The organism is Brevibacterium sp. K11IcPPYGO002 (assembly GCF_050920635.1).
Taxonomy (GTDB): Bacteria; Actinomycetota; Actinomycetes; order Actinomycetales; family Brevibacteriaceae; genus Brevibacterium.
In genome coordinates, this window is the sequence record NZ_CP131929.1 from 2,455,011 (window position 1) to 2,479,624 (window position 24,614).

The following is a 24,614-nucleotide window of genomic DNA, read 5'->3' on the forward strand; positions in this document are numbered from 1 at the left end:
TTCAATATAGACTCCAGCTATGACTGACATCACGCTTCGCCAGCTCGAGTACTTTCTCGCCGTTCTCGACCGTGGTTCGGTGAGCGAAGCGGCAAAGGAGTGCCGCGTGTCTCAGGCGACGGTCTCTGCGGCACTCGCGCAGTTGGAGAAGAAGCTCAAAGTCACGCTCATCGCACGCGGCCCCGCGCGGCGTGCCCGCCCGACGAGTGCCGGCCGGGAGTTCGGTATGCATGCCAGGGAGATCCTGTCGACCGTCTCGGATGCCGTCGAATCGCTCAATGACGAGTCGTCTCTTCTGCAGGGGCCTCTGCGCATCGGCTGCATTCCGACGGCCGCGCCTCGGATGCTGCCGGGCGCTGCCTCTCATTTCGTCAGGCGGCATCCGCAGATCGATCTCAGCTTCGTCGAGGCTCATCCCATGACCATGCAGCAGATGGTCCTCAATGGGGAGGTCGATGTCGCTGTCATGTATCGCAAGCAGATTCAGATCGAGGGGATCACCCGACACGACCTCGCCGATGTGCAGCTGCATGCCCTCGTCTCCGCCGATCATCCTGCAGCGAGCAAGGATGGAGTCGATATCGCCGAACTCATCGACGACCCGCTCATCCTGCTCGATTCTCCGCCGACGGCCGACCTGCTGGTCAGTCAGATCCGTGGGGTCGGCTACGAGCCGACCGTGCGCTGGCTGATCCCCAACGCGGAGACGATCCGGTCGATGGTGGGCTGGGGTCTCGGTTTCTCCCTGGCCAATGCCGTTCCTCACCCTGACACCCGGACATTTCAGGGCATGCCGGTGCGCTATCTGCCGGTGACGAACCCGGAATTCGCCAACACGATCGTCGGAGTGACGATGGCCGGAGCGAGGTTGTCGAAGAAGCTCACTGCGGCCCTGGACATCCTGCGCAGGACCGCGTCCGAGACCGACCCCCACCGGTGGAACGACCCGAATAAACCGACCCGCGTAGAGGGCTGAACACCATTCGGACTCGCGGAGTCTCCCGGCCGACGGTCCGGCCGGGCGGCACTCAGATCCGATGCACCGCCCGGTGCACGTCGAGCCGCAAACTCACACGCTGCGAGCCGACCCCGCGAACTCACGCAGGCGAGCAACTTCGGCTTTCGCGTTGGCGATCTGCGCCTCGACGGCCGAGCGAGCCGTCCCGCCCTTAGCCGACCGCGAATCGATCGACCCGAGCGTCGTGAGCACCTCGCGAACAGCCGGGGTGAGGTGCTCAGAGATCCCCGCGAAGTCCTCATCGGTCAGATCCCACAGCTCGACTTCCCGCGACTCGGCCAGCTGCACGCACGCCCCCGAGAGTTCGTGCGCGACACGGAACGGCACGCCCTCACGGACGAGCCATTCGGCGATGTCCGTAGCCAGGGCGAATCCGCGCGGAGCCAGATACGCCATCCGCTCGGTGTCGAACGTCAACGTCGCCACCATCCCGGTGAATGCTGGCAGCAGCAGCTCGAGGGTGTCGGTGGCGTCGAAGACCGGTTCCTTGTCCTCCTGCAGATCCCGATTGTACGCCAACGGCAGCGCCTTGAGCGTCGAGAGCAGACCGGTGAGATCACCGATGAGGCGACCGGACTTGCCACGGGTGAGCTCAGCAACGTCGGGGTTCTTCTTCTGCGGCATAATCGACGACCCCGTCGAGTACGCATCGTGGAGGGTGACGAACGAGAACTCCTTCGTCGCCCACGCGATGACCTCCTCGGACAGGCGGGAGAGGTCGATGCCGATCATCGTCGTGATGAACAGGTACTCGGCGAAGACATCGCGCGAGGCGGTGCCGTCGATGGAGTTCTCCACCGAATCGGTGAACCCGAGGTCCGCGGCCACAGCCTGCGGGTCGAGGCCCAGCGACGATCCGGCCAGAGCACCCGAACCATAGGCAGACACCCCGGCGCGGGCATCGAAGTCGGCGAACCGTGCGACGTCGCGCAGCAGCGGCCACGCATGGGCGAGCAGATGGTGACCGAGCAGCACCGGCTGAGCATGCTGGAGATGGGTGCGCCCGGGCATCGGTGCCTCGGGATGCTCTTCAGCCTGAGCGATGAGCACCTCGACGGTGTCGAGCACGAGACCGGCGACCTCACGGGCGTGGTCACGCAGGTACATCCGCCCCATCGTCGCGATCTGGTCATTGCGGGACCGTCCGGCACGCAGCTTCCCGCCGAGCTCGGGACCGGCGATCTCGATGAGTCCGCGCTCGAGCGACGAGTGCACGTCCTCGTCGGATTCGGCCGCCACGTATTCGCCGGCTTCAACCTGACGCAGCAGCTCGTCGAGAGCCGAATGCATCCCCGACAGCTCGTCATCGGTGAGTAGTCCCGCATGGTGGAGGACCTTCGCGTGGGCTTTGGAACCGGCGATGTCGTACTTCGCCAGGCGCCAGTCGAAGTCCGTGGACTTGCTCAGCGCGGCCAGCGCATCGGCCGGACCGTCGGAGAATCGTCCGCCCCACAGGCTCAGTCGTTCGCTCACAGATCGTCCTTTCCCACCAGCACGGATGCGCCGGCCCGTTCATTGAAATGAAGAAACTCAGTTGTCATTGTTCCAGTTTTGCCTCGCCGAGGCGGCCGGCTTGGTTCCCGGCCGCACTGGCCGAGGCTCAGCCCTCGGTCAGCCCGCCGGCCGCGTATTCGAGGAAGGTCTCGGCCACGGCCGCTCCCCCGACCGCAGCATCGGCGATGACGAGGACCGTGTCGTCGCCGGCCAGGGTGCCGAAGATGCCGACCATCGACGACCGGTCGATCGCCGAGGCCAGATACTGTGCGGCCCCGGGCGGGGTGCGCAGCACGACCGTGTTGTCCTGGGAGACCGCGGAGACGAGCAGCTCCTCGAGGATCCGCGGCAGCTTCGCATCGAGGGTCTCCCCCGTCGACTGCTGCAGGGACCGGTCCCCGCCCTCACCGGGAACGGCGTACACGGATCCCGCGGTGGATCGGATCTTCACGGCCCCCACCTCGGCGAGGTCGCGCGACAGGGTCGCCTGGGTGACGGTGATGCCCTGCGTCGCGAGCGCCTCGGCGAGTTCAATCTGGGACCGCACGGATTGGCGGGTGATGAGATCGATGATCTTCTGCTGGCGGGCGGTCTTCGTCAGCGGGGCGCTGTTGTTCGGCTCGGCCATCATCGCTCCAGGAGGTAGGTCATGAGTGCCTTCTGCGCGTGGAGGCGGTTCTCGGCCTCATCGAAGACCACCGAGGCGGGGCCGTCGATGACTTCGGCCGTGACCTCTTTGCCGCGGTAGGCGGGCAGGCAGTGGAGGAAGATCGCGTCGTTGCCATGGTTCATGAGTTCCTGGTTGACCTGGAACTTTGTGAACGGAGAGGCCTCGTCGTCACGTCCGGCGGAGTCCTGCCCCATGGACACCCAGGTGTCGGTGACGAGGACGTCGGCACCGGTGGCGGCGGCCACGGGGTCGTCGGTGACGGTGAGCGATCCGCCGGTCTGGGCGGCGAGTGCCTCGGCCTCGGCGACGATCGCTGCGTCGGGCTGGTAGTCAGCGGGGGCGGCGATGCGCACGTGCATTCCGGCGTTGACTCCGCCGAGGGCGTAGGAGTTGGCCATATTGTTCGCCCCGTCGCCGTAGTACGTCATGGTCTGGCCCTTGACGTCGCCGCGGTGTTCGCGGATGGTGAGCAGGTCGGCCAGGATCTGGCAGGGGTGGAAGTCATCGGACAGGGAGTTGATGACGGGCACCGAGGAGTATTCGGCCATCTCTTCGAGCCCAGCCTGGGCGTAGGTGCGCCAGATGATCGTCGATACCATCCGGGACATCACCTGGGCGGTGTCGGCGATGGATTCCTTGTGCCCGAGCTGCGCCTCACCGGGGTTGATGATGAGCGGCTGTCCGCCGAGCGCGGCGATGCCGGCGGCGAACGAGACCCGGGTGCGAGTCGAGGTCTTGTCGAAGATGACGGCGGCGGTCTGCGGGCCGGCCAGCGGGGTCCGCGAGTAGGGGGCGGCCTTGAGTTCGACGGCGAGGTCGAGGACCTCGGCCTGTTCGGCCGGACTGAGGTCCGTGTCCTTGAGGAAGTGGCGTGTCATGAGGTGTCCTTCGAAAGTCTGGGTGGGTCTCAGCCGGCGATGAGCCCGGGCAGGGCGTCGACGAACGGAGTGAGCTCGTCCGTGGTGATGGTCAGCGGCGGGGCGAGGCGCAAGCGACCGGGGGCGACGGGGTTGATGATGAACCCGGCCTCGAGTGCCCTGGCAGCCACGGCTTTCGAATCCGGAACTTGGCCGTCCTCGCCAGGTGTCAGTTCGAGCCCGAGGAGCAGTCCCTTACCGGCGATCTCACCGATCCCGTCGACCTTCGCCAGCTGAGGCTTGAGCCAGTCGCTGATCTCGGTGACGTGGTCGAGGAGGTTGTCTTTCTCGATGGTCTCGAGCACGGCGAGTCCGGCGGCGCACGACAGAGGGTTGCCGCCGAAGGTCGTGCCGTGCTGTCCGGCTTCGAGCAGACCAGTATTCGCGTCGCCGACGGTGATGGTCGCGCCGATCGGCATGCCGCCGCCGAGCCCCTTCGCCGAGGTGATGATGTCCGGGGTGACGCCCTCGCCGATCTCGGGATCCTGGTGGGCGAACCACGAACCGGTGCGGCCGATGCCCGACTGCACCTCGTCGAGGACCATGAGCGCCCCGACCTTCGTCGTCAGTTCGCGCACCGCGGTGAGGTAGCCGGCCGGATGCATCCGCACGCCGACCTCACCCTGGACTGGTTCGACGAACACAGCGGCGGTGTTCTCATTGATCGCCGCTTCGAGTGCTTCGACATCGCCGTAGGGCACGTGCACGACGCCGGGGACACCGGGAGCGAAGGGAGCGCGGTACGCTTCCTTCGCGGTCAGCGCGAGGGCGCCCATGGTGCGGCCGTGGAAGGCGCCTTCGACGGCGATGATGAAGGGCCGTCCCCCGCCGGCGGCGCGGCGGGCCATCTTGAAGGCCGCCTCGTTGGCTTCGGTCCCCGAGTTCGAGAAGAACACGGCAGATCCGGCGGGCAGGTCGAGGATCTCGTGGAGTTTCTCGGCCAGGCCGATCTGGGCCGGGGAGGTGAAGAAGTTCGAGATGTGGCCGAGCGTCGAGGCCTGTTCGGTGATGGCGCTGACCCACGCGGGATGGCAGTGGCCGAGGGCGTTGACGGCGATGCCGGCGAGCAGGTCGAGGTACTGCTTGCCCGAGGCATCCCACACATAGGAGCCTTCGCCGCGGACGATGTCGAGCTGCGGGGACCCAAATACCGGGGACAGCACACGGGAGAAATCGTCCCGCCACGTCTGGGCCTGATCGGAAGCCTGCGCCTGGTCGGTCGTCTCGGTCATGAACGTCCTCCGTTGCTGTTGTCGCTTGCGGTCGTCCCGTCCGTCGGGGCCGCCTCGGCGAGGTTCGCCTGGTGCCCGTCGCCCAGCGGTGCGGGTTCGACGATGGTGTCCTCGACCATGGTGCCGATTCCCTCCGAGGTGAAGACCTCGAGGAGGAGGGAATGCGCCATCCGGCCGTCGATGATGTGGGCCTGCTTGACCCCGTGCTCGATCGCCTCGAGCGCCGCGGTCATCTTCGGGATCATGCCCGAGTCGAGCGAGGGCAGGAGTTCGCGTAGCTTGTCCGGGTCGATGCGGGAGATGAGCGAGGACGTGTCCGGCCAGTTCGCGTAGAGGCCGGGCACATCGGTGAGCATGATGAGTTTGTGTGCCTTGAGCGCCTTCGCCACCGCCGAGGCGGCCAGGTCCGCATTGATGTTCAGCGGCTTCCCCGCCTCTCCCCCGATTTCCGAGGCGATCGAGCAGATGACGGGCACCCGTCCGGCATCGAGGAGTTCGGTGAGCACTGTCGTATTCACCTGGGCGATCTCGCCCACCCGGCCGAGGTCGATGGTCTCCCCGTCCACCTCGGCGGTGGCCTTGTTCGCCAGCAGCAGGTCGGCGTCTTCGCCGGACAGGCCGATCGCGGCGTCACCGTTCTGGTTGATCCGGGACACGATGTCGCGGTTGACCTGGCCGGACAGGACCATGCGGATGACTTCGGCGGCCTCCTCGGTGGTCACGCGCTGTCCGGCCTTGAACTCGGATTCGATGCCCAGGCGTTTCAGCATGGCAGAGATCTGGGGGCCGCCTCCGTGGACGACGACGGGGCGGATGCCGGCGAAGCGGAGGAACGCGATGTCATCGGCGAACGACTGCTGCAGCTCCGGGGAGACCATGGCGTTGCCGCCGTATTTGATGACGATCGTGGCACCGGCGAAGGTCTTGATCCAGGGCAGTGCCTCGGTCAGGGCCTCGGCCTTGACCTGGGCGGCGGCGAGCCGGGCGGCCGTGGATTTCGTGGACATGTCGACGGGGGTGTTCATGAGGAGTAGGCGCTGTTCTCTTCGACGTAGTCGTGGGTGAGGTCCGAGGTCCACACGGTGGCGGTGTCGTCGCCGGCGTGGAGGTCGATGACGACGTCGACGGTGCGCTCGAACGTGACGTTCGCGGGGTCTTCGTCGGGGCCAGATGCCGTGCACACCTGGACGCCGTTGATGATCACGTCGATCTGTGTGGGATCGAAATCCGCCGAGGTGGTTCCCACCTGAGCGACGACGCGACCCCAGTTCGGGTCCTCCCCGAAGATCGCGGCCTTGAACAGGGCCGAGCGGGCCACGGACCGGGAGACTTCGACGGCGTCTTTTTCGCTGGCAGCACCTTTGGTGGTGATGGCGATGTCGTGGTGGGCGCCTTCGGCGTCGACGTGGAGTTGGTGCATGAGGTCGAGGCAGAGTTCGCGCAGCAGGGTGGTGAACTCGTCCGTATCGACGGCGGCTTCGTGGGCGCCCGACGACATGAGGATGACGGTATCGTTCGTCGACATGCAGCCGTCGGTGTCGAGTCGGTCGAAGGACTGGCTCGTCGAAGCCCGCAGCGCTTGGTCGAGAGTCGCTTGGTCGAGCTTGGCGTCGGTGGTGATGACGACGAGCATGGTCGCCAGCCCCGGTGCGAGCATGCCCGCGCCCTTGGCCATGCCGCCGATCGTGTACCCGCTGGAACCGGTGCGGGTGGCAACTTTTGCGACGGTGTCGGTGGTCATTATCGCTTCGGCAGCGGACTGACCGGCTTCGACGCTCGTGTCGGCGGCCGCGACTAGTGGGGCGAGGTGATTCACGATGGAGTCGCGGAAGTCTTGACCACCGACGCCGATAAGTCCGGTGGAGCAGACGAGCACGTCTTCAGCTGGGGTGGTGATGCCGGATTCGGTGAGGAGTTCGGCGGTGGTCTGCGCGGTCAGGGTCGTCGTCCCGTAGCCGAAGTCGCCGGTGTAGCAGTTCGCTCCCCCGGAGTTCAGGACGACGGCGCGTGCCTGCCCGTTAGCGGAGGCCTTCTGGGACCACAGGATGGGGTTGGCCTTGCACCGGTTGGAGGTGTAGACGGCGGCGACGACGGTGTCGGGTCCGTTGTTGACGACCAGGGAGAGGTCTTTGGTGCCGGAGGGTTTGAGTCCGGCGGTGAGTCCGGCGGCGGTGAAGCCGAGTGGGGCGGTCACGCTCATGGGGCGACTCCTTCGAGGGGAAGGGCGGTGGTCTCGTTGAGACCGAGGGCCAGGTGGATGGATTGGATGGCTTGTCCGGCCGTGCCGCGCACAAGGTTGTCCAGTGCGACAACGACGAGGAGCTTCTCCGCGCGTTCGTCGACGGTGAACTGGATCTGCGCAACGTTCGATCCGGTGGTGGCAGCGGTCTGTGGCCACTGGCCGTCGGGCAGGACGCGGACGAAGGCTTCGCCGGCGTAGGCCTGGTCGAAGGCAGCGTTCAGCTGCTCCTTGAGTGCCGCAGCGTCGAGGAGGCCTTCGGCGTTGCGTGGTGCGGCTTCGCCAGCGTCGGCGGTGATGGTCGCGAGGATGCCTCGGGCCATGGGCACGAGTGTCGGGGTGAATGAGATGCGGGTGGGGCCGTCGGCGGCGTCGACGCCGAGGACGCCGTTGAGGTTCTGTTCGATCTCGGGAACGTGCCGGTGCGTGCCACCCGTGCCATAGGGCGAGGCATTGCCGAGGACCTCGGCGGCGGTGAGATGCGGCTTGAGCGCCTTGCCTGCACCGGAGACACCATTGGCCAGCACCGCGTTGAGTCCGGCGGGCGCCGCTAGTCCGGCCTGGATGAGCGGTGCGAGTCCGAGGCTCACGGCGGTGACGTTACAGCCGGGCACGGCGATGCGCTTCGTGGACTTGAGCGCCTCGCGCTGTTTGGTGCCGCCGGCGGTGAGCAGCTCGGGCAGACCGTAGGTCCAGGTGCCCTGGTGCGCGGAGCCGTAGAACTTCTCCCAAGCAGCCGCGCTGATGAGCCGGTGGTCGGCTGCGAGGTCGATGATGAGGGTGTCCGGGCTCGTGGATTCGAGTTCGGCGGCGATCTGTCCGGACTGTCCGTGCGGGAGCGCGAGGATGACGACATCGTGGCCGGCGAGCACCTCGGCGGTGGACTCCTGGACCACGAGGTCAGACAATCGGGGAAGATGGGGTTGATGTCGGCCGAGCTTCTCACCCGCGGTGGAATGTCCGCACACCGTGGTGACGTTCAAGTGGGGGTGAGTGCTCAGCAGCCGGAGGACCTCTCCCCCGGCGTATCCGGTGGCACCGGAGACGGCAACCGTAAGATCGTTCATATGTATAACCATACCAGGCAATTAATTTATATGCAGGAGGCGTCATGACCCAGGCAGTTCGTGCGATGCAGGCTGGTGGACCGGAGGTCCTGGAGTTCGGTGAGATCGAGACTCCGAAGCCCGGTCCCGGTGAGGTGCTCGTCAACGTCGAGGCTGCGGGCGTGAATTTCATCGACACGTACCGTCGTTCGGGTGTGTATCCGATGGAGTACCCGCATGTCGTCGGCGTCGAGGGCACGGGATACATCGCCGAGGTGGGCGAGGGCATTGAGAGCTGGCAGGTCGGTGACCGTGTGGCATGGCACGAGGGCCCGGGTTCGTATGCGACGCAGGTCGTCGTGAAGTCGGACTTTCTTCTGCGCGTGCCGGAGGGTGTATCCGCCGAGGTGGCTGCGGCGATGCCGCTGCAGGGTCTGACGGCGCAGTACCTGGCGACGAGTTCGCATGAGATCAAGCCGGGACAGACGGCGCTCGTTCACGCGGGTGCCGGTGGTGTGGGTCTGCTGCTCACACAGATCATCAAGCATTTGGGTGGCAATGTCATCTCGACGGTGAGCACGGACGAGAAGGCGGAGCTGTCGCGCAAGGCTGGCGCGGATGACGTGTTCCTCTACGGCGAGGGCGTTGACATCACGGCGAAGGTCAAGGAGCTCACCGATGGTGAGGGCGTCGATGTCGCGTACGACGGTGTCGGCAAGGACACGTTCGATGCATCGTTGGCGTCGATCAAGCCGCTGGGGTCAATGGTTCTCTTCGGTGGAGCATCAGGTCAGGTGCCGCCGTTCGACATCCAGCGCTTGAACTCCTCGGGCGGAATCTTCCTGTCGCGTCCGTCGCTGGCATGGTTTGTTCGCAATTCGGAGGAACTTGCAAAGCGTTCGGCAATGCTCTTCAACGGCATCGAACACGGCTGGCTCAACTTCCGCGTCGGTGCGACGTTCGCTTTGGCCGATGCCGCTGATGCGCACCGGGCGCTTGAGGGGCGGAAGACGACCGGCAAAGTTGTGTTGATTGCCTGACTCAGCTACATGAGATTGGGCCCGGAGTTGCTGAAAATGAACAGGAACTCCGGGCCCCATTCGTCGGGATAAAGGCGTATGACTGAACGCACTCCAATCCCGTTTGGTTGATACATGAGATCCAATTTGCGTTTGGCTTCGCCCACTTGTCGCACGTCGCTGATACCTTGAAGTCATGTACGAAGATTCTGTTCGCGACACAATCCGTCAGTTCATGGCAGAACGCGATTGGCAGCAGTTCCACTCCCCCGAGAATCTCGCGAAGAGCGTTTCCATCGAAGCGGGAGAACTACTCGAATGTTTCCAATGGGGAGATGCCGACCTCGAGTCCGCAAAGGACGAGTTGGCTGATGTGCTGACCTATTGCATGTTGCTCGCGGACAAACTGGACCTGGATCCCGACACCATCATTTTGGACAAGCTGGCCAAGACTCGCGAGAAGTACCCAGCGGAAAAGGCTCGAGGCACGAGCGTTAAATATGACCAGCTTTAAAATCGAACGGTTTCCATTTAAATCAGAGCAGGTCGAAGTGTGGGGCGCCGCCCATCCACGGCATAGAAACTGGCCAGTTGTTTATGTAATGAATAATCACAATGAGGTGTACATCGGTGAGTCTCTCAACGTCGAGGGACGAATGCGGCAGCATTTGAAATCTGATACTAAGCAACGGCTGCAGTCAGTCAGAGTTGTACTAGATGACACTTTCAATAAGTCGGCGTGCCTGGATCTGGAGTCGTTCCTCATCCGCATGTTCCATGGCGATGGTAGCCGCCAGGTGCTCAACCTCAACGCGGGGATCACCGATGCCGACTACTTCGACCGCGAGACCTACAACAAAACGTTCCATCAGATCTTCGAAGAGCTACGGTCTCAGGAAAAGCTCTTCAAACGAACCATCCCTCAGATCATCAACAGCGATCTCTTCAAGCTATCGCCATTCAAGTCACTCAACCATGATCAGGCCATCGCTGTCGATGACATTCTAGAGGGATTCTTTGACGACTTAGAGAGGGGCGTTAATAACACCGTCGTTGTCGAAGGCATTCCAGGAACAGGCAAAACGGTTGTCGCAATCTACCTGCTCAAGTTGCTGGAAGACATCAGGCGACACGACTCGGAAGAGCCGCTCGACATCGATTCCATTTTCAGTGACTATTTCACGCCTGAACACGCCGAGCTGCTCAGGTCCCTTAAATTCGGAATAGTCGTCCCTCAGCAATCACTGCGAGACTCAATCGCCAAAGTGTTCAAGCTGACTCCCGGACTGAGCAAGGGCATGGTGCTGACGCCGTTCCAAGTCGGTGAGAACGCTGAACAGTTCGACCTACTTGTTGTCGATGAAGCTCACCGCCTCAATCAGAGGGCAAATCAGGCATCAGGACCACTCAACAAGAAGTTCATTGAGATCAACGAAAAGCTTTTTGGTTGGGACGATCCGCAGAAAACTCAGCTGGATTGGGTACAGAAGCAGAGCCACCACTCCATCCTCATGCTCGATGTCGGCCAGACCGTTCGACCGGCGGATTTGCCATCAACCGCCACACAGGGTCTCGTGTCACGAGCAAAAGCGGCGGAACGGCACTATCCGCTTCGAACCCAGATGCGCATCTCAGCCGAAAAGGACTATGTCAGCTACATCCGCAAAGTGCTCAGCAACAAGCCTCCCAAGGCCCGTGAGGACTTCGGCGACTACGATCTTCGGCTATTCACTGACCTAGGCGAGATGCGACGGGAGCTTCATAAGCGAGAAGAAGATCACGGGCTGTCGCGATTGGTAGCTGGCTATGCATGGCCGTGGAAGAGCAAGAACGATAAGACCGCTTACGACATCGATCTCGACGGCGAGCAAATGAGGTGGAACACGGCCACCACTGACTGGATCAACTCACCCAAATCAGTCGAAGAAGTCGGCTCGATCCATACAGTCCAGGGCTACGATCTCAACTATGTCGGCGTCATCATCGGCAACGACCTCCGCTACGATCCCGTCGCAGGAATGCTCATCTTTGACCGCGACAATTATCACGACAAGAAGGGCCGCGAGAACAACCCCAAACTCGGAATCAGATACACCGACGAAGACCTGCTCGAGTATGTTCGCAACATCTACAGCGTGCTGCTCACACGAGGAATTCGGGGCACATATGTATACATCTGCGACCCTGCTCTGCGAGAACGTCTTCAACCTTTGCTCTAACGCAGACGATGGCACTGCACAGCTGAGCTGTCTCACAACCTATGGGTTTGAAGACACGAAAGTTATGAGACGCCTTGGTATCGGAATTTGCCTTGGAACGAGGCTAATCGGGAGCTTTCACTAGCCACGACAGCCTTGGCCAACCCCGGTCTAGACAACCTCCGTACGATCGCGAACTGCGCTTGCGAGGAGCAGGGTGGCATTGTCGAACAGAAGTCGACCGCGGGAGGTAAGTACACCAGTGTTAGACAGTAGGGTCCTTGCTGCCAGGCCAGATCAGCAGGCGAAGAGCATCAATGTTTTCCTTTGCACTCTCCTTGAGCACCGCACTGTCAACTTCAGTCACCCGTTGAGCGACGCATCGTTTCGCTTTGGTTTCGAGGTCCTCGTAGCTGTCTGCGAGGCCCAAAGACGCCGCTGCGGCTGCGAGATTTTGCGACCATTTGAGCGAACGCTTGGCAAAGTGTTTAGAAGCGAAGGGGCGACCGAAGAGATCTGACAACGCAGAAACATATTCACTCGGTTCCAGCAGGTCCTCGAGTTCCGAGTACTTACGCGTCGAATCCCGCACCACAAAGATATTCTCTGGAGATAGCAATCGTTCCTCACGGAGTCGACTAGCCTCGGCCTGACCAGCCTCGTCCCCGTCCAAAACAGCGATGATTCGCGAGACAGACGACTTCTCGCGCGAAATGAGAGCACGTAACTTACCGCTGCCTTTGGTAGCTTTAAAGACGACTCGTCCGTTCCGAATATCTGCGCGAAGCAGCGGCGCATCATTGGCCAAAAGGTGCGGCAGTGCCTTTGCATCTGTGAGACCCTCAACCAGAATCACGGTTTCGGCCGAATCTAAATTGTCGTGGAGTTGAACTCCGAGTGCCTGACGGATTTGACCAATGGTTTTTTCAGGCCTTGCTTCATTCGTCTGCACTAAAACGTTCGAGCCGATTCGGTCTCGGTTAACGAATACAGGGTTGTGGGTCGCCAGAATGACCTGCTGCGTGGAAGAGAGCTCTTGGAAGAGCATTTGCAGCTCATGAACTGCCGAAGAGTGCAGGTGCGCCTCCGGTTCATCAACTAGCAAGATGAAACTGTGGCTCTGCGCTTTCTCCTTAGCGAGCTCCTGAATCAATGCGAGGGTGACGAGACTCTTCACTCCGTCGCCTTTGTTTGCGATGGACGTAATCGAGCCATCGTCGATCAGAACGTCGTCTACTGTGTCTGACCGCTCGAAGTCAGTGGTCATGAGCTTCACGTCCACAACCGAAGGAAGATATCGACTAACTGATGACGTCAGTTCGGACCCCACTTCGGAGACGGCAGCCTGCCGCAACTCATTGAGACGTTTAGTCAGCCGGACATATTCGTCCGATTTAGTGATCTCGCGCATTCTGAGCCTCGTTAGGTCGCTCAGTAAACTACGAGCCTGCTCGACGGTGCGAACCGCTGGGATAAGCACAAACGTAAGCTTTGATGCGATAAAGGCAGCAATCTCGCTTGCCTTCGTCTTGTGACTAGCAGCGCCCCGTCCGGGCTTGACCACTCCAAACGAGGCTGACCCCCGCGATAAACTGATTTCAATCGGCAGCTCACCGTTGTTTGCAATACCAATCGAACGGGTATATTCATCCACCTCCTCATCGGTCAGCTGAAATTTCAAGCGGATGATCGTCGGTCGCGATCCCCGCTTTTCCTGCTTTGACAGCGGGTAGTCATCGGACCAGCTATACCCCAGACGTTCCTGTCTTCTCGAGCCAGGAGAGAATCGAGATGATCGAAGAACGTGTGAAGCTGCGGAGCCAGTCAATTCCCCGTCTTTAGACAGACCGGCAGGAAGTGTGCTCCATCGCTCGATGAGGTACATCCCCAACCCCAAAGCCCTGAGCAGATTGGTCTTACCTTCATTATTTGGACCGACAAGAGTAGTCAAGTCCTCGACGTCGAACTTTGTCTGCGAACCGATCGACCTGTAGTTCCGGACCATCACTTCAACAAGCCGCATGCGCTCTCCTCTAGTTTTTCTCAGGTTACCGGAATCCCTTCTTCCTGAGTAACGCCCCAGAAACGGTTCAGCGTCTTATATCCCTAGCCATACGAGAAGTCTCACGTACTCAAACACGCATTTGTTCGTCTCAGTTGAATTTTCGGGAGCTATCCGGTGTGTTCATGCGATGGACGATTCTCAATACCATGTCTCGTAACCCGGACGACGATCAGAGGTACTCGTCGATAGTTGTGAGACACTCGCAATCACCCGTATCGGGATGCCAAAGTCGATGATCTTTCTATGAGTCTCCGGCCTGATATGCTCCCGCAAAACTGATACTAGAATCAACTCTGAGTCGCCGACGGAAGATTGCTGACCGTTACCCCTCCACCCGCTCGACCTTCCCGACGAGGAACACGTACGAGAGCACACCGACAATGGTGATCGCGGCCATGTAGACGAACGCCGGCGCAAAGTCGACATCGGTGACGAGGAAGCCAATGACGATCGGGGTCGCGATCGATGACAGGTTGCCGATGAAGTTGAACATGCCGCCCGTCAGACCCAGCAGTCGTTCAGGTGCCAGCGCAGATACCAGTGACCAGGTGATCGAAGCGAAACCGTTGCCGAAGAAGGCGATTGACATGAACACGATGACCCACGCCGAGGAATCCGTGTAGTTCGCGCCAAGCATGAACACGGTCATTGCCAGACCGATGATGATCGGCAGCTTCCGCGCCATTCCCAGAGATAGGCCCCGCTTGACCATGAGGTCCGAGACCGTGCCGGAGAGCAGCACACCGACGAGAGCGGCTATGAACGGCAACGATGCCATAAAGCCCGACTCGATGTAGTCCATGCCCCGGTAGTCGACGAGGTAGGTCGGGAACCAGGTGAGGAAGAACCACAGAGTCGACGTCAGACAGAACTGGCCGAGGTAAATGCCCCACAGTTTCCGCCGGGTCAGCACGACCTTGACGTCGGACCACTTCAGCTTCGGCTTGGCCTCCTTCTTCGCGCCGCTTTCGACGTCGACGAGTCCCCCGCCTGAGGCGATGAGGTCGATCTCGGCCTGGTTGACGCCGGCCTTGTCGCGCGGCTCACGATAGACGAACCACCAGACACCAGCCCAGAAGATGCCGACAACACCAGTGAGGATGAACACCCAGTGCCAGGTGAGCACCGTTTGCAGCCACGACAGCACCGGTGTGAGCAGTGCCAGGCCGATGAACTGCCCCGAGGTATAGAAAGCGATGACTCGCCCGCGTTCACGCTCCGGGAACCACGCGGTCGCGACCTTGTTGTTGATCGGATACGCGGGAGCCTCGAATCCGCCGACCATGAGCCGCAGAATGATGAGAGCGATGAAGCCGCCGGACATTCCCATGAACAACGTAGCCAGTGACCACAGCACTAGACACGACGCATAAAGGACTCGAGGACGGACTCGATCGACAAGCCACCCGCCGGGCAACTGCATCGCAGCGTAAGTCCACCCGAATGCCGAGAGCAGGATGCCCTGCTGCCCGGTCGTCAGATCGAATTCCTGAGACAGTGCCGGCATCGCGATGGACAGGTTGGCCCGGTCCATGTAGTTGATGACGACGGTGATGAAGAGGAGAACCGCGATGATATAGCGGATTCGGGTCGGTTTGGTGACCGTGAGGTTGTCGAGTTTCGTCATTGATCTCTCTCCTCACCATTCCGCAAACGAGCCGTCGGCGTGCCGCCAGATCGGATTCCGCCACCGGTGGCCCTCGGCCGAGCGCTCGATGACGTATTCCTCGTTGACCTCAATGCCTAGACCGGGGCCGGTCGGGATCGTGATCATGCCGTCGTCGTAGTCGAACACCGACGAATCGGTGACATAATCGAGCAGATCATTGCTCGCGTTGTAGTGGATGCCCAGGCTCTGTTCCTGGATGAAGGCGTTGTAGCTGCCGGCGTCGACCTGCAGACAGGCGGCGAGCGCGATCGGTCCCAAGGGACAGTGCAGCGCGAGTGCCACATCGTAGGCTTCGGCCATCATCGCGATCTTCCGCGTCTCGGTGATGCCGCCGGCGTGAGAGACGTCCGGCTGGATGATGTCCACGGCACCGGAAGCGACCACTTCGCGGAAGTCCCACCGAGAGAACAGCCTCTCCCCCAACGCGATCGGCGTCGGGGTGTTCGCCATGACGTCGCGCAGTGAGCCGAAGTGTTCGGAGAGCACCGGTTCTTCGATGAAGAGCAGCCGGTAGGGTTCGAGTTCCTTGATGAGGACCTTGGCCATCGGCTTGTGCACGCGACCGTGGAAGTCGACACCGATGCCGAAGTCATCACCCGTGGCCTCACGGACTGCCTGGACGTTTTCGATGACCCGGTCGACCTTGGTGTAGGAATCGATGAACTGCAGCTCCTCGGTCGCGTTCATCTTCACCGCAGTGAAGCCGCGGTTCTTCGTCTCCAGCGCAGCCGCCGCCGTATCACCGGGACGGTCACCGCCGATCCACGAATAGGTGCGGACCCGGTCGCGGACCTTCCCGCCGAGCAGCTGATGAACCGGCTGGCCGAGCGCCTTGCCCTTGATGTCCCACAGCGCCTGATCGATACCGGAGATCGCACTCATGAGAATCGGCCCGCCACGATAGAAGCCGCCGCGATACATGATCGTCCACAGGTCTTCGATGTTCGCAGGGTCCTTGCCGATGAGCAGGTCGGAGAGCTCGTCGACGGCGGCGGCCACGGTGGCGGCCTTGCCCTCGATGATCGGCTCTCCCCAACCGACGATCCCCTCGTCGGTTTCGATCTTGAGGAAGAGCCACCTCGGCGGCACGGTAAACGTCGTCATCGACGTGATCTTCATTGTTCTTACCTTTCGTTCGGTGATCGTCGTTGATGTCAGAAGGATTGAGCCCACGCCGAGGCGATCGCCTGGGCCCGGGTGCGGACGTCGTCGGGGCGGTCGCCTCGGCGATAGAGGGATGAGCCGAGGCCGAGGCCGGCTGCGCCAGCCTTTCGCCATTCGGCTGCATTGTCGGCGCCGACTCCCCCGACGGGGAAGAGTTCGGTGCCGCTGGGAAGAACTTCGCGCCAGGCTTTCATTCCGCTGATCCCCACCGCCGAGGATGGGAAGAGCTTGACGTTGGTGGCGCCGGCTTTGACTGCGGCGAACGCTTCGGTCGGGGTCGCAGCACCCGGGTATGGGGTGAGCCCGAGCTCGAGTGCGGTCGTGATGACATCGCGGTCGGTGTCGGGGGCGACGATGATGCGGGCACCGGCCTGGTGGCACTCGCGGACCTGGCTGGCGGTGAGCACCGTGCCGGCGCCGATCTCCACTGTGTCTCCGAATTGCTCAACCAGTGCGGTAATCGAGGCGAGTGGGTCGGGCGAGTTGAGTGGAACCTCGATCGCGGAGAAGCCGGCGTCGACGATGCCTTCGGCGATGTCGAGGACTTCGTCGGAGCGGACCCCGCGGAGGATCGCGATGAGGCCGGCGGGAACTGAGTCAGTCATGTGCGTTCTCCTTAGTCGGCACGAGGCCGGAGTGTTCAGCGATGCGGAAGAGTCCGGTCGCGGCCGCGCGCGGATCCGCGACGACTGTTTCCCGGCCCAGTCGGTTGAGTGCGCGTGAGTAGCGTTGGGTGAGGTTCGTCGAACCGCAGATGATGACCGGTGCGGAAGATTCGGTATTCGGTGTCAGCTGGCTGGCGGTCTCTGAGCCGATGAGCATTCCTGACAGGTAGTCGTTGACCTCTTCGGCGAGCAGGCGCCCGTCGAGGGCCCAGGTGCGGGCGGAGAAGAGCGACGAGGTGAGAACAGCGGGGTCATCGGCTCCGATGCTTACTCCCCAGTCGAAGGCTTCGAGGTGGAAGTCGACGGTGGGTTCGGCCAGGCGGGCGAGGATCGACGAAGTGCTCAGCAGACCGAAGATTTCGCCGCTCATCGAGGTGGAGAAGTCGGTGATGCGAGTTCCTTCGCTGGTCACCCATTTTGAGTGGGTACCGGGAAGGACCACCGTGCGCTGTTCTGAAAGTTCGGGAGTGAGCAGTCCGAGCAGCTGGGTCTCTTCACCTCGGATGACATCGGGAGCGTCGGTCTCGCTCGCGGTCTTCTGCAGGCCGGGGACGATGCTGAGGTCGACGGTGTCGAGTTCAATTGTTGTGAGGTGCTTGCCGAGATCTCCCAGATCGGTTGGCAGGTCGAGGTAGCCCGCCTCGGCGATACCTTGGGTTGAACCGATCATGCCGCTGGCCAGGACCGGGAGTTGACCGTAGTTTGCGAGCCAGTCACCGATCGCGGATTGCGCGATGTGGGAGAAGTCGCCGCGCGGGTCGGTGGAATCGGGACCGACGGCCATGATCCCGTCCGGTCCGTTACGTTCGGCGAGGATTTCTCCGCCGTTGCCGATGAGGAACGCTCGCAGTGAGCTTGTCCCCCAGTCGAGGCCGATCATCTGCGGGGCCTCGGGTGGTGCCAGGTTTGCCATAGAAGTCACTATGGGGTGGTGTTCCATCATGCGCCACCGTTGTCCCTATATGTGGGATAGATGACATACTGGTGGAATGACCGAGAACTTTGGGACACGTTCGAGTGACACCATTCCGCAGGGCACACAGACCCTGGCCAGGGGCCTTCAGATCATCAGTGCAGTGGCGCACGGCTCGACGACATTGAAAGCCGTGGTCGAGACAACGGGGCTTGGCAGGTCGAGCGCGCACCGCATGATTCAGCTGTTGGTACAGATGGGCTATCTGCGTCATGGGTCGCCTGGGGAGTTCCGGCTTGGGCCCACGCTCATCGAGTTTGGTTTCACCGCGCTCAACCAGGACCCACTGCCAGTGGTCGCCAGAGAGAGCCTCGAGGCACTGGCCGAACGGACGCAGGACACCATTCATCTCTCGGTCGAGGATGGGGAGTCGGTGCTCTATCTCCACAAGATTCCGGGCACGCGTGGGGCGGAGATGCGATCGCGCATCGGCCACCGGATGCCATTGACTCGGACTGGCGTCGGGAAAGCGCTGTTGCTAGGACAGGAAGATCGATGGGAGCGGCTCTTTGTTGCGGAGAATCCTGAGGCAGATTCGTCTGCGGTGGAGTCGTTCATCCAACGAATGCACGGCTATACGCGCGATGGGGCTTCGTTCGATCTGGAAGAGAATGAACCAGGCATCCGGTGTGTGGCCGCTCCAATTCGAGACGGCAGCGGGGAGATCGTCGCTGGAATCTCGCTGTCAGCCACACGTCCATTTATGCCGAAAGATCGGATGCAGGCGCTGGTGCCGGTAATGAAGGCTGCGGCCAGGGAGATTTCGGTGAAGTTGGGGTACAGGTAGCGGTATTGGAAAATTTCTCGATTGGCCCCGAAATATCGGCGCAGGAACTCCGATACTTGGACACCAGGATCAGAGCAATCGCAAGTCTCTCGAGGCCTTCGCGTTGCGCCCGTCCTCCAGGAACTCCCGGTACTCCCCCAAATGACCAGCCACGTACACCTGCCCGTCCAACCACATCACTTCAACACCAGAAGCAAAGTCGATAGCGATGACCCCTGACAGTCAAATATCGCAGTCCTCAGAAATTCACACCGTCGACGAACAAGAGATCACGCAGGTCACCGACACGAATCGTGCGATCGACCGGGTCCGCCACCGAGACGCTCACCGCCTACTTCTATGAAACTGACCCGAGGCCCTCGAGTCTCCAAGAGCACGGTAGACCGTCATCGCCACCCACAACTGAGCGATGACTGCCGTGTCAGCGAGGTCGACCGAGAGTGCCGCCTCGACCTTCTTCATCCGCTGGATGACGGTTTGCCGGTGAACGACGAGGTGCTGCGCCGCTTTCTGCGGTGAACGGTTCCCTTTTAGATATACGTCCAAGGTCTCGATGAGCATGGCGTGGGACGGTGTGTCGTCGAGCAGAGGTCCGAGGATCCGATTGACGAAGTCCTCTCCCGCCTGCGGGTCGTGGAATCCCATCCACGGCGTTGCCGGATCATAGTGAACGATCGACGCGGACGCGTCGGCGGGAGCAGTTTTGACTGCCCACAGCGACTGCTTGAGCGACTCATGTACTACGCCGGTGTCGACCGCGAGCCCGATCCCGGCGCGAACCTGCGGTTCCAAACAATGTTCGAGAGTCGTGGCCAAATCGTTGTGCTGAACTACGAGCAGATGCCGCTCGTTCTGCAAGGTCACCTCCAAGCGGACACCGTGCCGCTGAAGTCGCGACACCGTGGACTCACGTCGAGACGGAGGACCCAACAGAGTGACCGCCTCCACCTGCCCCGAATAGCCGAGCTGATGCATCCAGCCGGAGCTCTCGAAGCCGAACCGGTTCTGATCGATGAGGATGCGGCTGAGGTATTCGCTGTGCACACGATTGACGTGCATCGCCTGCAGTTCCCGGCGCGACAGCGCCGTCCCCAGCACAGAGGCGGCGTGCAAGAGCGTCGATTGATCCGAACTCGAGGTGTGGCTTCGTCTGAAAACCGCCAAGGCTCCCGGAAGTGTGCCCAGCGGCACGAGATGAGCGACCTCAGCCGATGGGGATTCCCACACCGTAGGCACATTGATCCGCTTTGACCTCCCGCGCTGCTCGACAAGCTGCGGAACCCACTCGGGCAATGCTTCGCTGGCAATCCAGGAGTCCCAGCAATGGTCATCGATGATCGCGATCTCGTGACCGATGATGTCCGCGACGGTGGACACCGCCTCGGCACCGGTCAGAGACTCCGTCTGGTCACGGCTCATGAAATCGTAGAGTCGCGAGATGATCCGCAGACGGTGGGTCTGGGCCAGCGTCGCCGATTCGGCCACTGCCTGGGCGACAGCGACGAACGGCAATGGGTAAGGGATGGAGAAGAGGGGCAGGTCGAGGTCGTCGCAGACCTCGAGCAGCTCATCGGTGAGATCAGAACCGCCCATCTCGGCTCCGATGCCGACTCCCGAGACCTCACGCTCGGCGAGACTCCGTGCCCACGCTATCTGGTCGTCGGCGGCGGTCGGTATCGCGCCGCCATTGGTCAGCAGAGCCTGGCGTGCACCCACCCATCGCCACGGGTTGGGGAGGTCGCTGGTGTGAGCCCATTCGACCGTGCGCTCGGTTCCTCCCTTGCCCGCAAGCAGGGTCAATTGGAGTTCGGGCAGTGCGATGAGCTCGCCGACAGTGATAGCCATGAAAGCACTATACATATGTCTACAAGACAGTCTAATTTGTATACTCGCGATTCTTTCGTGTTGCCGCCACACTCGACATCCTTGGACTAAGACACACCCCGAAGAGAGAGAAATCACATGTCCATGACAGCTCGGTCGGTTGACGACGCGCCATTGACGGCATTCCACTACAAGCTCACGCTTTTCTCGTCGGGTGGACCCTTCCTCGACGGCTACGCCCTCTCCATTGTCGGGATCGCTCTCATCACCCTGCAGCCGGGACTGAACATGTCCCCCGCCGAAGTAGGGCTGCTCGGAGCGGCGAGCCTCATTGGCATCTTCGCCGGCGGGGCCGTCTTCGGCTGGGTGACCGACAAGATCGGGCGGAAGAAGATGTACGTCATCGATCTTCTCGCACTGGCCGTCTTCTCATTGCTGTCGGGGCTGTCGACGGAAGTGTGGCAGATTGTGCTGTGGAGATTCCTGCTGGGCGCGGCGATCGGCGCCGATTATCCGATAGCGACCTCACTGCTGGCCGAATACCTTCCCCGCCGGCATCGGGGCCGCTTCCTGGGATTCACTTTCGTGATGTGGGCGATCGGCGCCGCCTTCGCATTCTTCGTCGCCTTCCTCCTCCGGGACATCGGTCCAGATGCCTGGAGGTACCTCCTGATTTCTCCTGCGCTCTTCGCCATCATCACACTCCTCTTCCGCCTCGGCTCACCGGAATCGGCCCGATGGCTCTTGTCTCAGGGGAGAAACGACGAAGCACGCGCCGTGGTCAAGAAGGTCTACGGTGAGCAGTACGAGCTGGAAGACTTGGGAGAGACCGTCGAAGACGATGCCCCGAGGGCGAACTTCCTCACCGTCTTCCGCCACCCATATCTCAAACGCACGGTATTCGTCGCTGTCTTCTGGACGATGCAGGTCATCCCCATGTTCGCCGTCTACACATTCGCCCCGGAACTTCTGGCATCATTCGGAATGACCGGAGACGCCAATCTCTACGGCGGTTCGCTGATCATCTCTGCCCTCTTCGTCGTGGGAGGCATTCCAGGATTGTGGCTGGTGGAGAAGATCGGGCGCAGAAAGCTGCTGCTCTACTCGTTCCTCCTCGCCACAGTGGTCTTGGCCATCCCGATCTTCATCCCGGCAGCAGGTTCGGTGACTCTGTTCGTGATGCTCGCGATTTTCGCAATCGCCTCCGGATCGGCGAACTTCCTCCAGATCGTCTACCCCAATGAGCTGTTCCCCACCGAGGTCCGAGCGACGGCCGTTGGCATAGGCACGTCTGTCAGCCGGATCGGCAGCGCCGTCAGCACGTATCTCATGCCCTTGGCCATCATCAACTTCGGAGCGTCGGGGTCGCTGGCAATCGGGGCGGGCATCAGCCTCATCGGACTTATCGCGACGATCATCCTCGCTCCCGAGACTGCGAATCGCTCATTGTCCTCGACGGCAACCCACGAGTCCGCAGCGTAGAACGAACACCCCAGAACCCATCGAAGCACACCCAAAAAAGGAGACACTCATGGTCACACATACCCCAATCGGCCCAGTCGAGGCAACCGAAGTTCCGCGCTACGCCGGTCTCGGCACGTTCGCCCGCCTCCCCCAGCTCGAAGCGGTGCCCGACTACGACGTCGCCATCGTCGGAGTCCCGTTCGACGGCGGAACATCATTTCGACCGGGCGCTCGCTTCGGCCCGTCTGCTATCAGGGAGGCATCCCGACTCCTTCGTCCGGGCTACCATGTCGAACTCGACTGCACTCCCGTCGAGACCGCGCAGTTCGTCGACGCCGGGGACATCGCCTGCACCCCCTATGACAATGAGAAGGCCGTGGCGCAGATCGAAAGAGCGGCAGACCGATTTGTCGGCAAGGACAAGACGGTGATCACCCTCGGCGGCGATCACACCGTGGCGCTTCCCCTGCTTCGGGCCACGACGAAGGTGCATGGCCCTGTCGCACTGCTGCATTTCGACGCCCACCTGGACACGTGGGACACCTATTTCGACGAGCCGATTACCCACGGCACGATGTTCCGCCGTGCATTCGAAGAGGGCCTCCTCATCGAGGACCGGTCGATGCATGTCGGCATTCGCGGTCCGGTCTATGACCAGGAAGACTTCGTCCGCGACCACGAATTCGGCTTCCAAATCATCCGCTGTTCGGACATCGACGACATCGGAGTCCCCGAGGCGGTCCGTCGAGTCCAAGAGCGAATCGGCGATACCCCTGTCTACTTGTCGATCGACATCGATGTGCTCGATCCCGCTTTCGCCCCTGGTACCGGGACACCGGAGATGGGCGGTCTGCATTCTCGCGAGCTGCTGAGAATGCTTCGGTCGCTCAAGGGGCTGAATATCGTAGGCGCAGACGTGGTCGAAGTCTCCCCCGCCTACGACCACGCCGACACTACATCGTTGGCTGCTGCCACTGTCGTCTTCGACATTATGGGACTGCTCAGTCACGTTCCGAGCGACTGACGTCTCTGGATGAGCACTCGGTTCTGAGGACGTCTCAGACCGAATCGGCCCGTCGGCGGCACTGCCCGGTGACGGGTCGGCTCATCTGCCGGTTTCGGCTGCCGGAAGTGTCACCCCAATGAACTCCAACATCGCCGACAACTCCCCTCGCGCCTGCGATAGCCCCATCCGATGAGCAGCAGCTAGCCGCGAGAGGTCACGCGTACTGTTGTCGACCGGCATGCGGTCGGGGACGAAGACGTGTGCCTTGCCCTCCGCTTCGAGCTCGAAGATGCGTTCGCGGGTTTCGTTGTAGCGCTTCCACCTCGTCAGCAGCGCATCAGCCAAGGCCGGATACTTTCGGAAGATGCCGCGAAAGACTGCGGGGAACCGCTGCGGCTCCTTCCGGTAACCACGTTCCTGGGTCAGCACAATGACGAACTTCTCGAAACCCTCGCGCTGAGCCTGGCTCAACGCGATTCCGCCGTCCTCGCCCATCGCGCCGTCGACGTACACGTGCCCATCGAGGTGCACCGGAGGCATGAGACCCGGCATCGTTGACGAAGCACGGACTCGAACCATGAGGTCATCGATGTGCGGTGTGTCCTCCTTCGACCACACCACGTCCTCGCCGGACTCTGCATCGAACGCGACGATCCGCATATCCCCTGTGCTCGCCTGGAACGCCTCCCAGTCGAACGGCAATGCCTCGTTCGGCCCACCAGCTTGCTGGTAGATGTACTCAGCATTGAACATGCCCTGGCCACGCGCGAAGTACCGGAAGCCTCCGAACTGCTCGTCGGCAGCGAACTCGACGAAAGACCGGCGGGCCCGCCACGCATCGCCAGACAGATAGTTCACCGTGTTCGATGCTCCGGCGCTGATTCCGGCGACCCAGTCGAAGGACAGTCCTGCTTTGAGCAGTGTGACGACCATGGCACTGGTCAGCGAAGCTCGCATGCCTCCACCTTCGAAAATGAGAGCGGTATCGCTGATTCGCGTCGAGGTCGAAGCTTCCGTCATGCCAACTATCTTAACGATGATCATCCGATCGAGTTCATTCGCCAGCATGCCAAGCCAAGCGGTCGCCACCGATATTTCTCGGGTCCTCCCCTATTTCCGCTGACTGAGAAATCAGCTGGTCAGACGGCTACCACCAACGTTCTG

The 24,614-nt window shown here is 61.6% G+C and carries 21 protein-coding genes; 7 read left to right on the forward strand and 14 right to left on the reverse strand.

The window, feature by feature from the left end; all coding sequences use genetic code 11:
- Positions 1 to 19: 19 nt before the first annotated feature.
- The gene (locus tag QYM46_RS11140; protein ID WP_432788980.1) at positions 20 to 976 is read left to right on the forward strand and encodes a LysR family transcriptional regulator; all 957 of its coding nucleotides are present in this window, start codon (positions 20 to 22) and stop codon (positions 974 to 976) included.
- Positions 977 to 1,069: 93 nt separating this feature from the next.
- Here QYM46_RS11140 and argH read toward each other — a convergent pair whose 3' ends face one another.
- From argH to argC, 7 genes are all read right to left on the reverse strand, one after another.
- Positions 1,070 to 2,491: an argininosuccinate lyase gene (argH, locus tag QYM46_RS11145; protein WP_432788981.1), complete on the reverse strand. Its 1,422-nt coding sequence runs from the start codon at positions 2,489 to 2,491 to the stop codon at positions 1,070 to 1,072.
- Positions 2,492 to 2,618: 127 nt separating this feature from the next.
- A complete protein-coding gene (locus QYM46_RS11150; RefSeq protein ID WP_432788982.1) occupies positions 2,619 to 3,143 on the reverse strand; it encodes an arginine repressor in 525 nt (174 codons plus the stop codon).
- Entirely contained in the window at positions 3,140 to 4,060 is a 921-nt protein-coding gene (argF, locus tag QYM46_RS11155) for an ornithine carbamoyltransferase (RefSeq protein ID WP_432788983.1), read from the reverse strand. Before argF ends, QYM46_RS11150 begins: the two co-directional genes overlap by 4 nt.
- A 29-nt stretch (positions 4,061 to 4,089) precedes the next feature.
- A complete protein-coding gene (locus tag QYM46_RS11160) occupies positions 4,090 to 5,331 on the reverse strand; it encodes an acetylornithine transaminase (protein ID WP_432788984.1) in 1,242 nt (413 codons plus the stop codon).
- Positions 5,328 to 6,356: an acetylglutamate kinase gene (gene argB / locus QYM46_RS11165; protein WP_432788985.1), complete on the reverse strand. Its 1,029-nt coding sequence runs from the start codon at positions 6,354 to 6,356 to the stop codon at positions 5,328 to 5,330. The genes QYM46_RS11160 and argB overlap by 4 nt, the downstream gene beginning before the upstream one ends.
- Entirely contained in the window at positions 6,353 to 7,531 is a 1,179-nt protein-coding gene (gene argJ, locus QYM46_RS11170) for a bifunctional glutamate N-acetyltransferase/amino-acid acetyltransferase ArgJ (protein WP_169252547.1), read from the reverse strand. The genes argB and argJ overlap by 4 nt, the downstream gene beginning before the upstream one ends.
- Positions 7,528 to 8,637: an N-acetyl-gamma-glutamyl-phosphate reductase gene (gene argC / locus QYM46_RS11175; RefSeq protein WP_248278897.1), complete on the reverse strand. Its 1,110-nt coding sequence runs from the start codon at positions 8,635 to 8,637 to the stop codon at positions 7,528 to 7,530. The genes argJ and argC overlap by 4 nt, the downstream gene beginning before the upstream one ends.
- Positions 8,638 to 8,681: 44 nt before the next feature.
- On the opposite strand from argC, the gene QYM46_RS11180 reads away from it, so the two are divergent.
- The 3 genes from QYM46_RS11180 to QYM46_RS11190 all read left to right on the forward strand — a co-directional run bounded on the left by QYM46_RS11180 (position 8,682) and on the right by QYM46_RS11190 (position 11,854).
- Positions 8,682 to 9,656, forward strand: a complete 975-nt coding sequence (locus QYM46_RS11180; RefSeq protein WP_432788986.1) for a quinone oxidoreductase family protein — start codon at positions 8,682 to 8,684, stop codon at positions 9,654 to 9,656.
- 175 nt (positions 9,657 to 9,831) lie between these two features.
- A complete protein-coding gene (locus QYM46_RS11185; protein ID WP_432788987.1) occupies positions 9,832 to 10,149 on the forward strand; it encodes a nucleotide pyrophosphohydrolase in 318 nt (105 codons plus the stop codon).
- On the forward strand, positions 10,136 to 11,854 hold the full coding sequence (locus tag QYM46_RS11190; RefSeq protein ID WP_432788988.1) for a DNA/RNA helicase domain-containing protein: 1,719 nt from the start codon (positions 10,136 to 10,138) through the stop codon (positions 11,852 to 11,854). The genes QYM46_RS11185 and QYM46_RS11190 overlap by 14 nt, the downstream gene beginning before the upstream one ends.
- A gap of 244 nt (positions 11,855 to 12,098) precedes the next feature.
- Here the strand turns inward: QYM46_RS11190 and QYM46_RS11195 are convergent, their stop codons facing one another.
- The 5 genes from QYM46_RS11195 to QYM46_RS11215 all read right to left on the reverse strand — a co-directional run bounded on the left by QYM46_RS11195 (position 12,099) and on the right by QYM46_RS11215 (position 18,309).
- Positions 12,099 to 13,856, reverse strand: a complete 1,758-nt coding sequence (locus QYM46_RS11195) for an ATP-dependent nuclease (RefSeq protein WP_432788989.1) — start codon at positions 13,854 to 13,856, stop codon at positions 12,099 to 12,101.
- 364 nt (positions 13,857 to 14,220) lie between these two features.
- Positions 14,221 to 15,525, reverse strand: a complete 1,305-nt coding sequence (locus QYM46_RS11200; protein ID WP_432788990.1) for an MFS transporter — start codon at positions 15,523 to 15,525, stop codon at positions 14,221 to 14,223.
- A gap of 12 nt (positions 15,526 to 15,537) precedes the next feature.
- The gene (gene dgoD / locus QYM46_RS11205) at positions 15,538 to 16,686 is read right to left on the reverse strand and encodes a galactonate dehydratase (protein WP_432788991.1); all 1,149 of its coding nucleotides are present in this window, start codon (positions 16,684 to 16,686) and stop codon (positions 15,538 to 15,540) included.
- A 35-nt stretch (positions 16,687 to 16,721) separates the two neighbouring features.
- Positions 16,722 to 17,336, reverse strand: a complete 615-nt coding sequence (locus QYM46_RS11210; protein ID WP_432788992.1) for a 2-dehydro-3-deoxy-6-phosphogalactonate aldolase — start codon at positions 17,334 to 17,336, stop codon at positions 16,722 to 16,724.
- Positions 17,329 to 18,309, reverse strand: coding sequence for a 2-dehydro-3-deoxygalactonokinase (locus QYM46_RS11215; protein ID WP_432788993.1), 981 nt, complete (start codon positions 18,307 to 18,309; stop codon positions 17,329 to 17,331). Before QYM46_RS11215 ends, QYM46_RS11210 begins: the two co-directional genes overlap by 8 nt.
- Positions 18,310 to 18,385: 76 nt before the next feature.
- Here QYM46_RS11215 and QYM46_RS11220 point away from each other — a divergent pair, with 76 nt between their 5' ends.
- The gene (locus QYM46_RS11220; protein ID WP_432788994.1) at positions 18,386 to 19,156 is read left to right on the forward strand and encodes an IclR family transcriptional regulator; all 771 of its coding nucleotides are present in this window, start codon (positions 18,386 to 18,388) and stop codon (positions 19,154 to 19,156) included.
- A 324-nt stretch (positions 19,157 to 19,480) separates the two neighbouring features.
- Here the strand turns inward: QYM46_RS11220 and QYM46_RS11225 are convergent, their stop codons facing one another.
- Positions 19,481 to 21,001, reverse strand: a complete 1,521-nt coding sequence (locus QYM46_RS11225) for a PucR family transcriptional regulator (protein ID WP_432788995.1) — start codon at positions 20,999 to 21,001, stop codon at positions 19,481 to 19,483.
- Between the two features lie 117 nt (positions 21,002 to 21,118).
- Here QYM46_RS11225 and QYM46_RS11230 point away from each other — a divergent pair, with 117 nt between their 5' ends.
- Together QYM46_RS11230 and speB are read left to right on the forward strand one after the other, a co-directional pair.
- Positions 21,119 to 22,462, forward strand: coding sequence for an MFS transporter (locus QYM46_RS11230; RefSeq protein ID WP_432788996.1), 1,344 nt, complete (start codon positions 21,119 to 21,121; stop codon positions 22,460 to 22,462).
- Between the two features lie 49 nt (positions 22,463 to 22,511).
- Entirely contained in the window at positions 22,512 to 23,468 is a 957-nt protein-coding gene (speB, locus tag QYM46_RS11235) for an agmatinase (protein WP_169252564.1), read from the forward strand.
- A gap of 81 nt (positions 23,469 to 23,549) precedes the next feature.
- Here speB and QYM46_RS11240 read toward each other — a convergent pair whose 3' ends face one another.
- The gene (locus QYM46_RS11240; protein WP_432788997.1) at positions 23,550 to 24,470 is read right to left on the reverse strand and encodes a patatin-like phospholipase family protein; all 921 of its coding nucleotides are present in this window, start codon (positions 24,468 to 24,470) and stop codon (positions 23,550 to 23,552) included.
- Positions 24,471 to 24,614 lie beyond the last annotated feature (144 nt).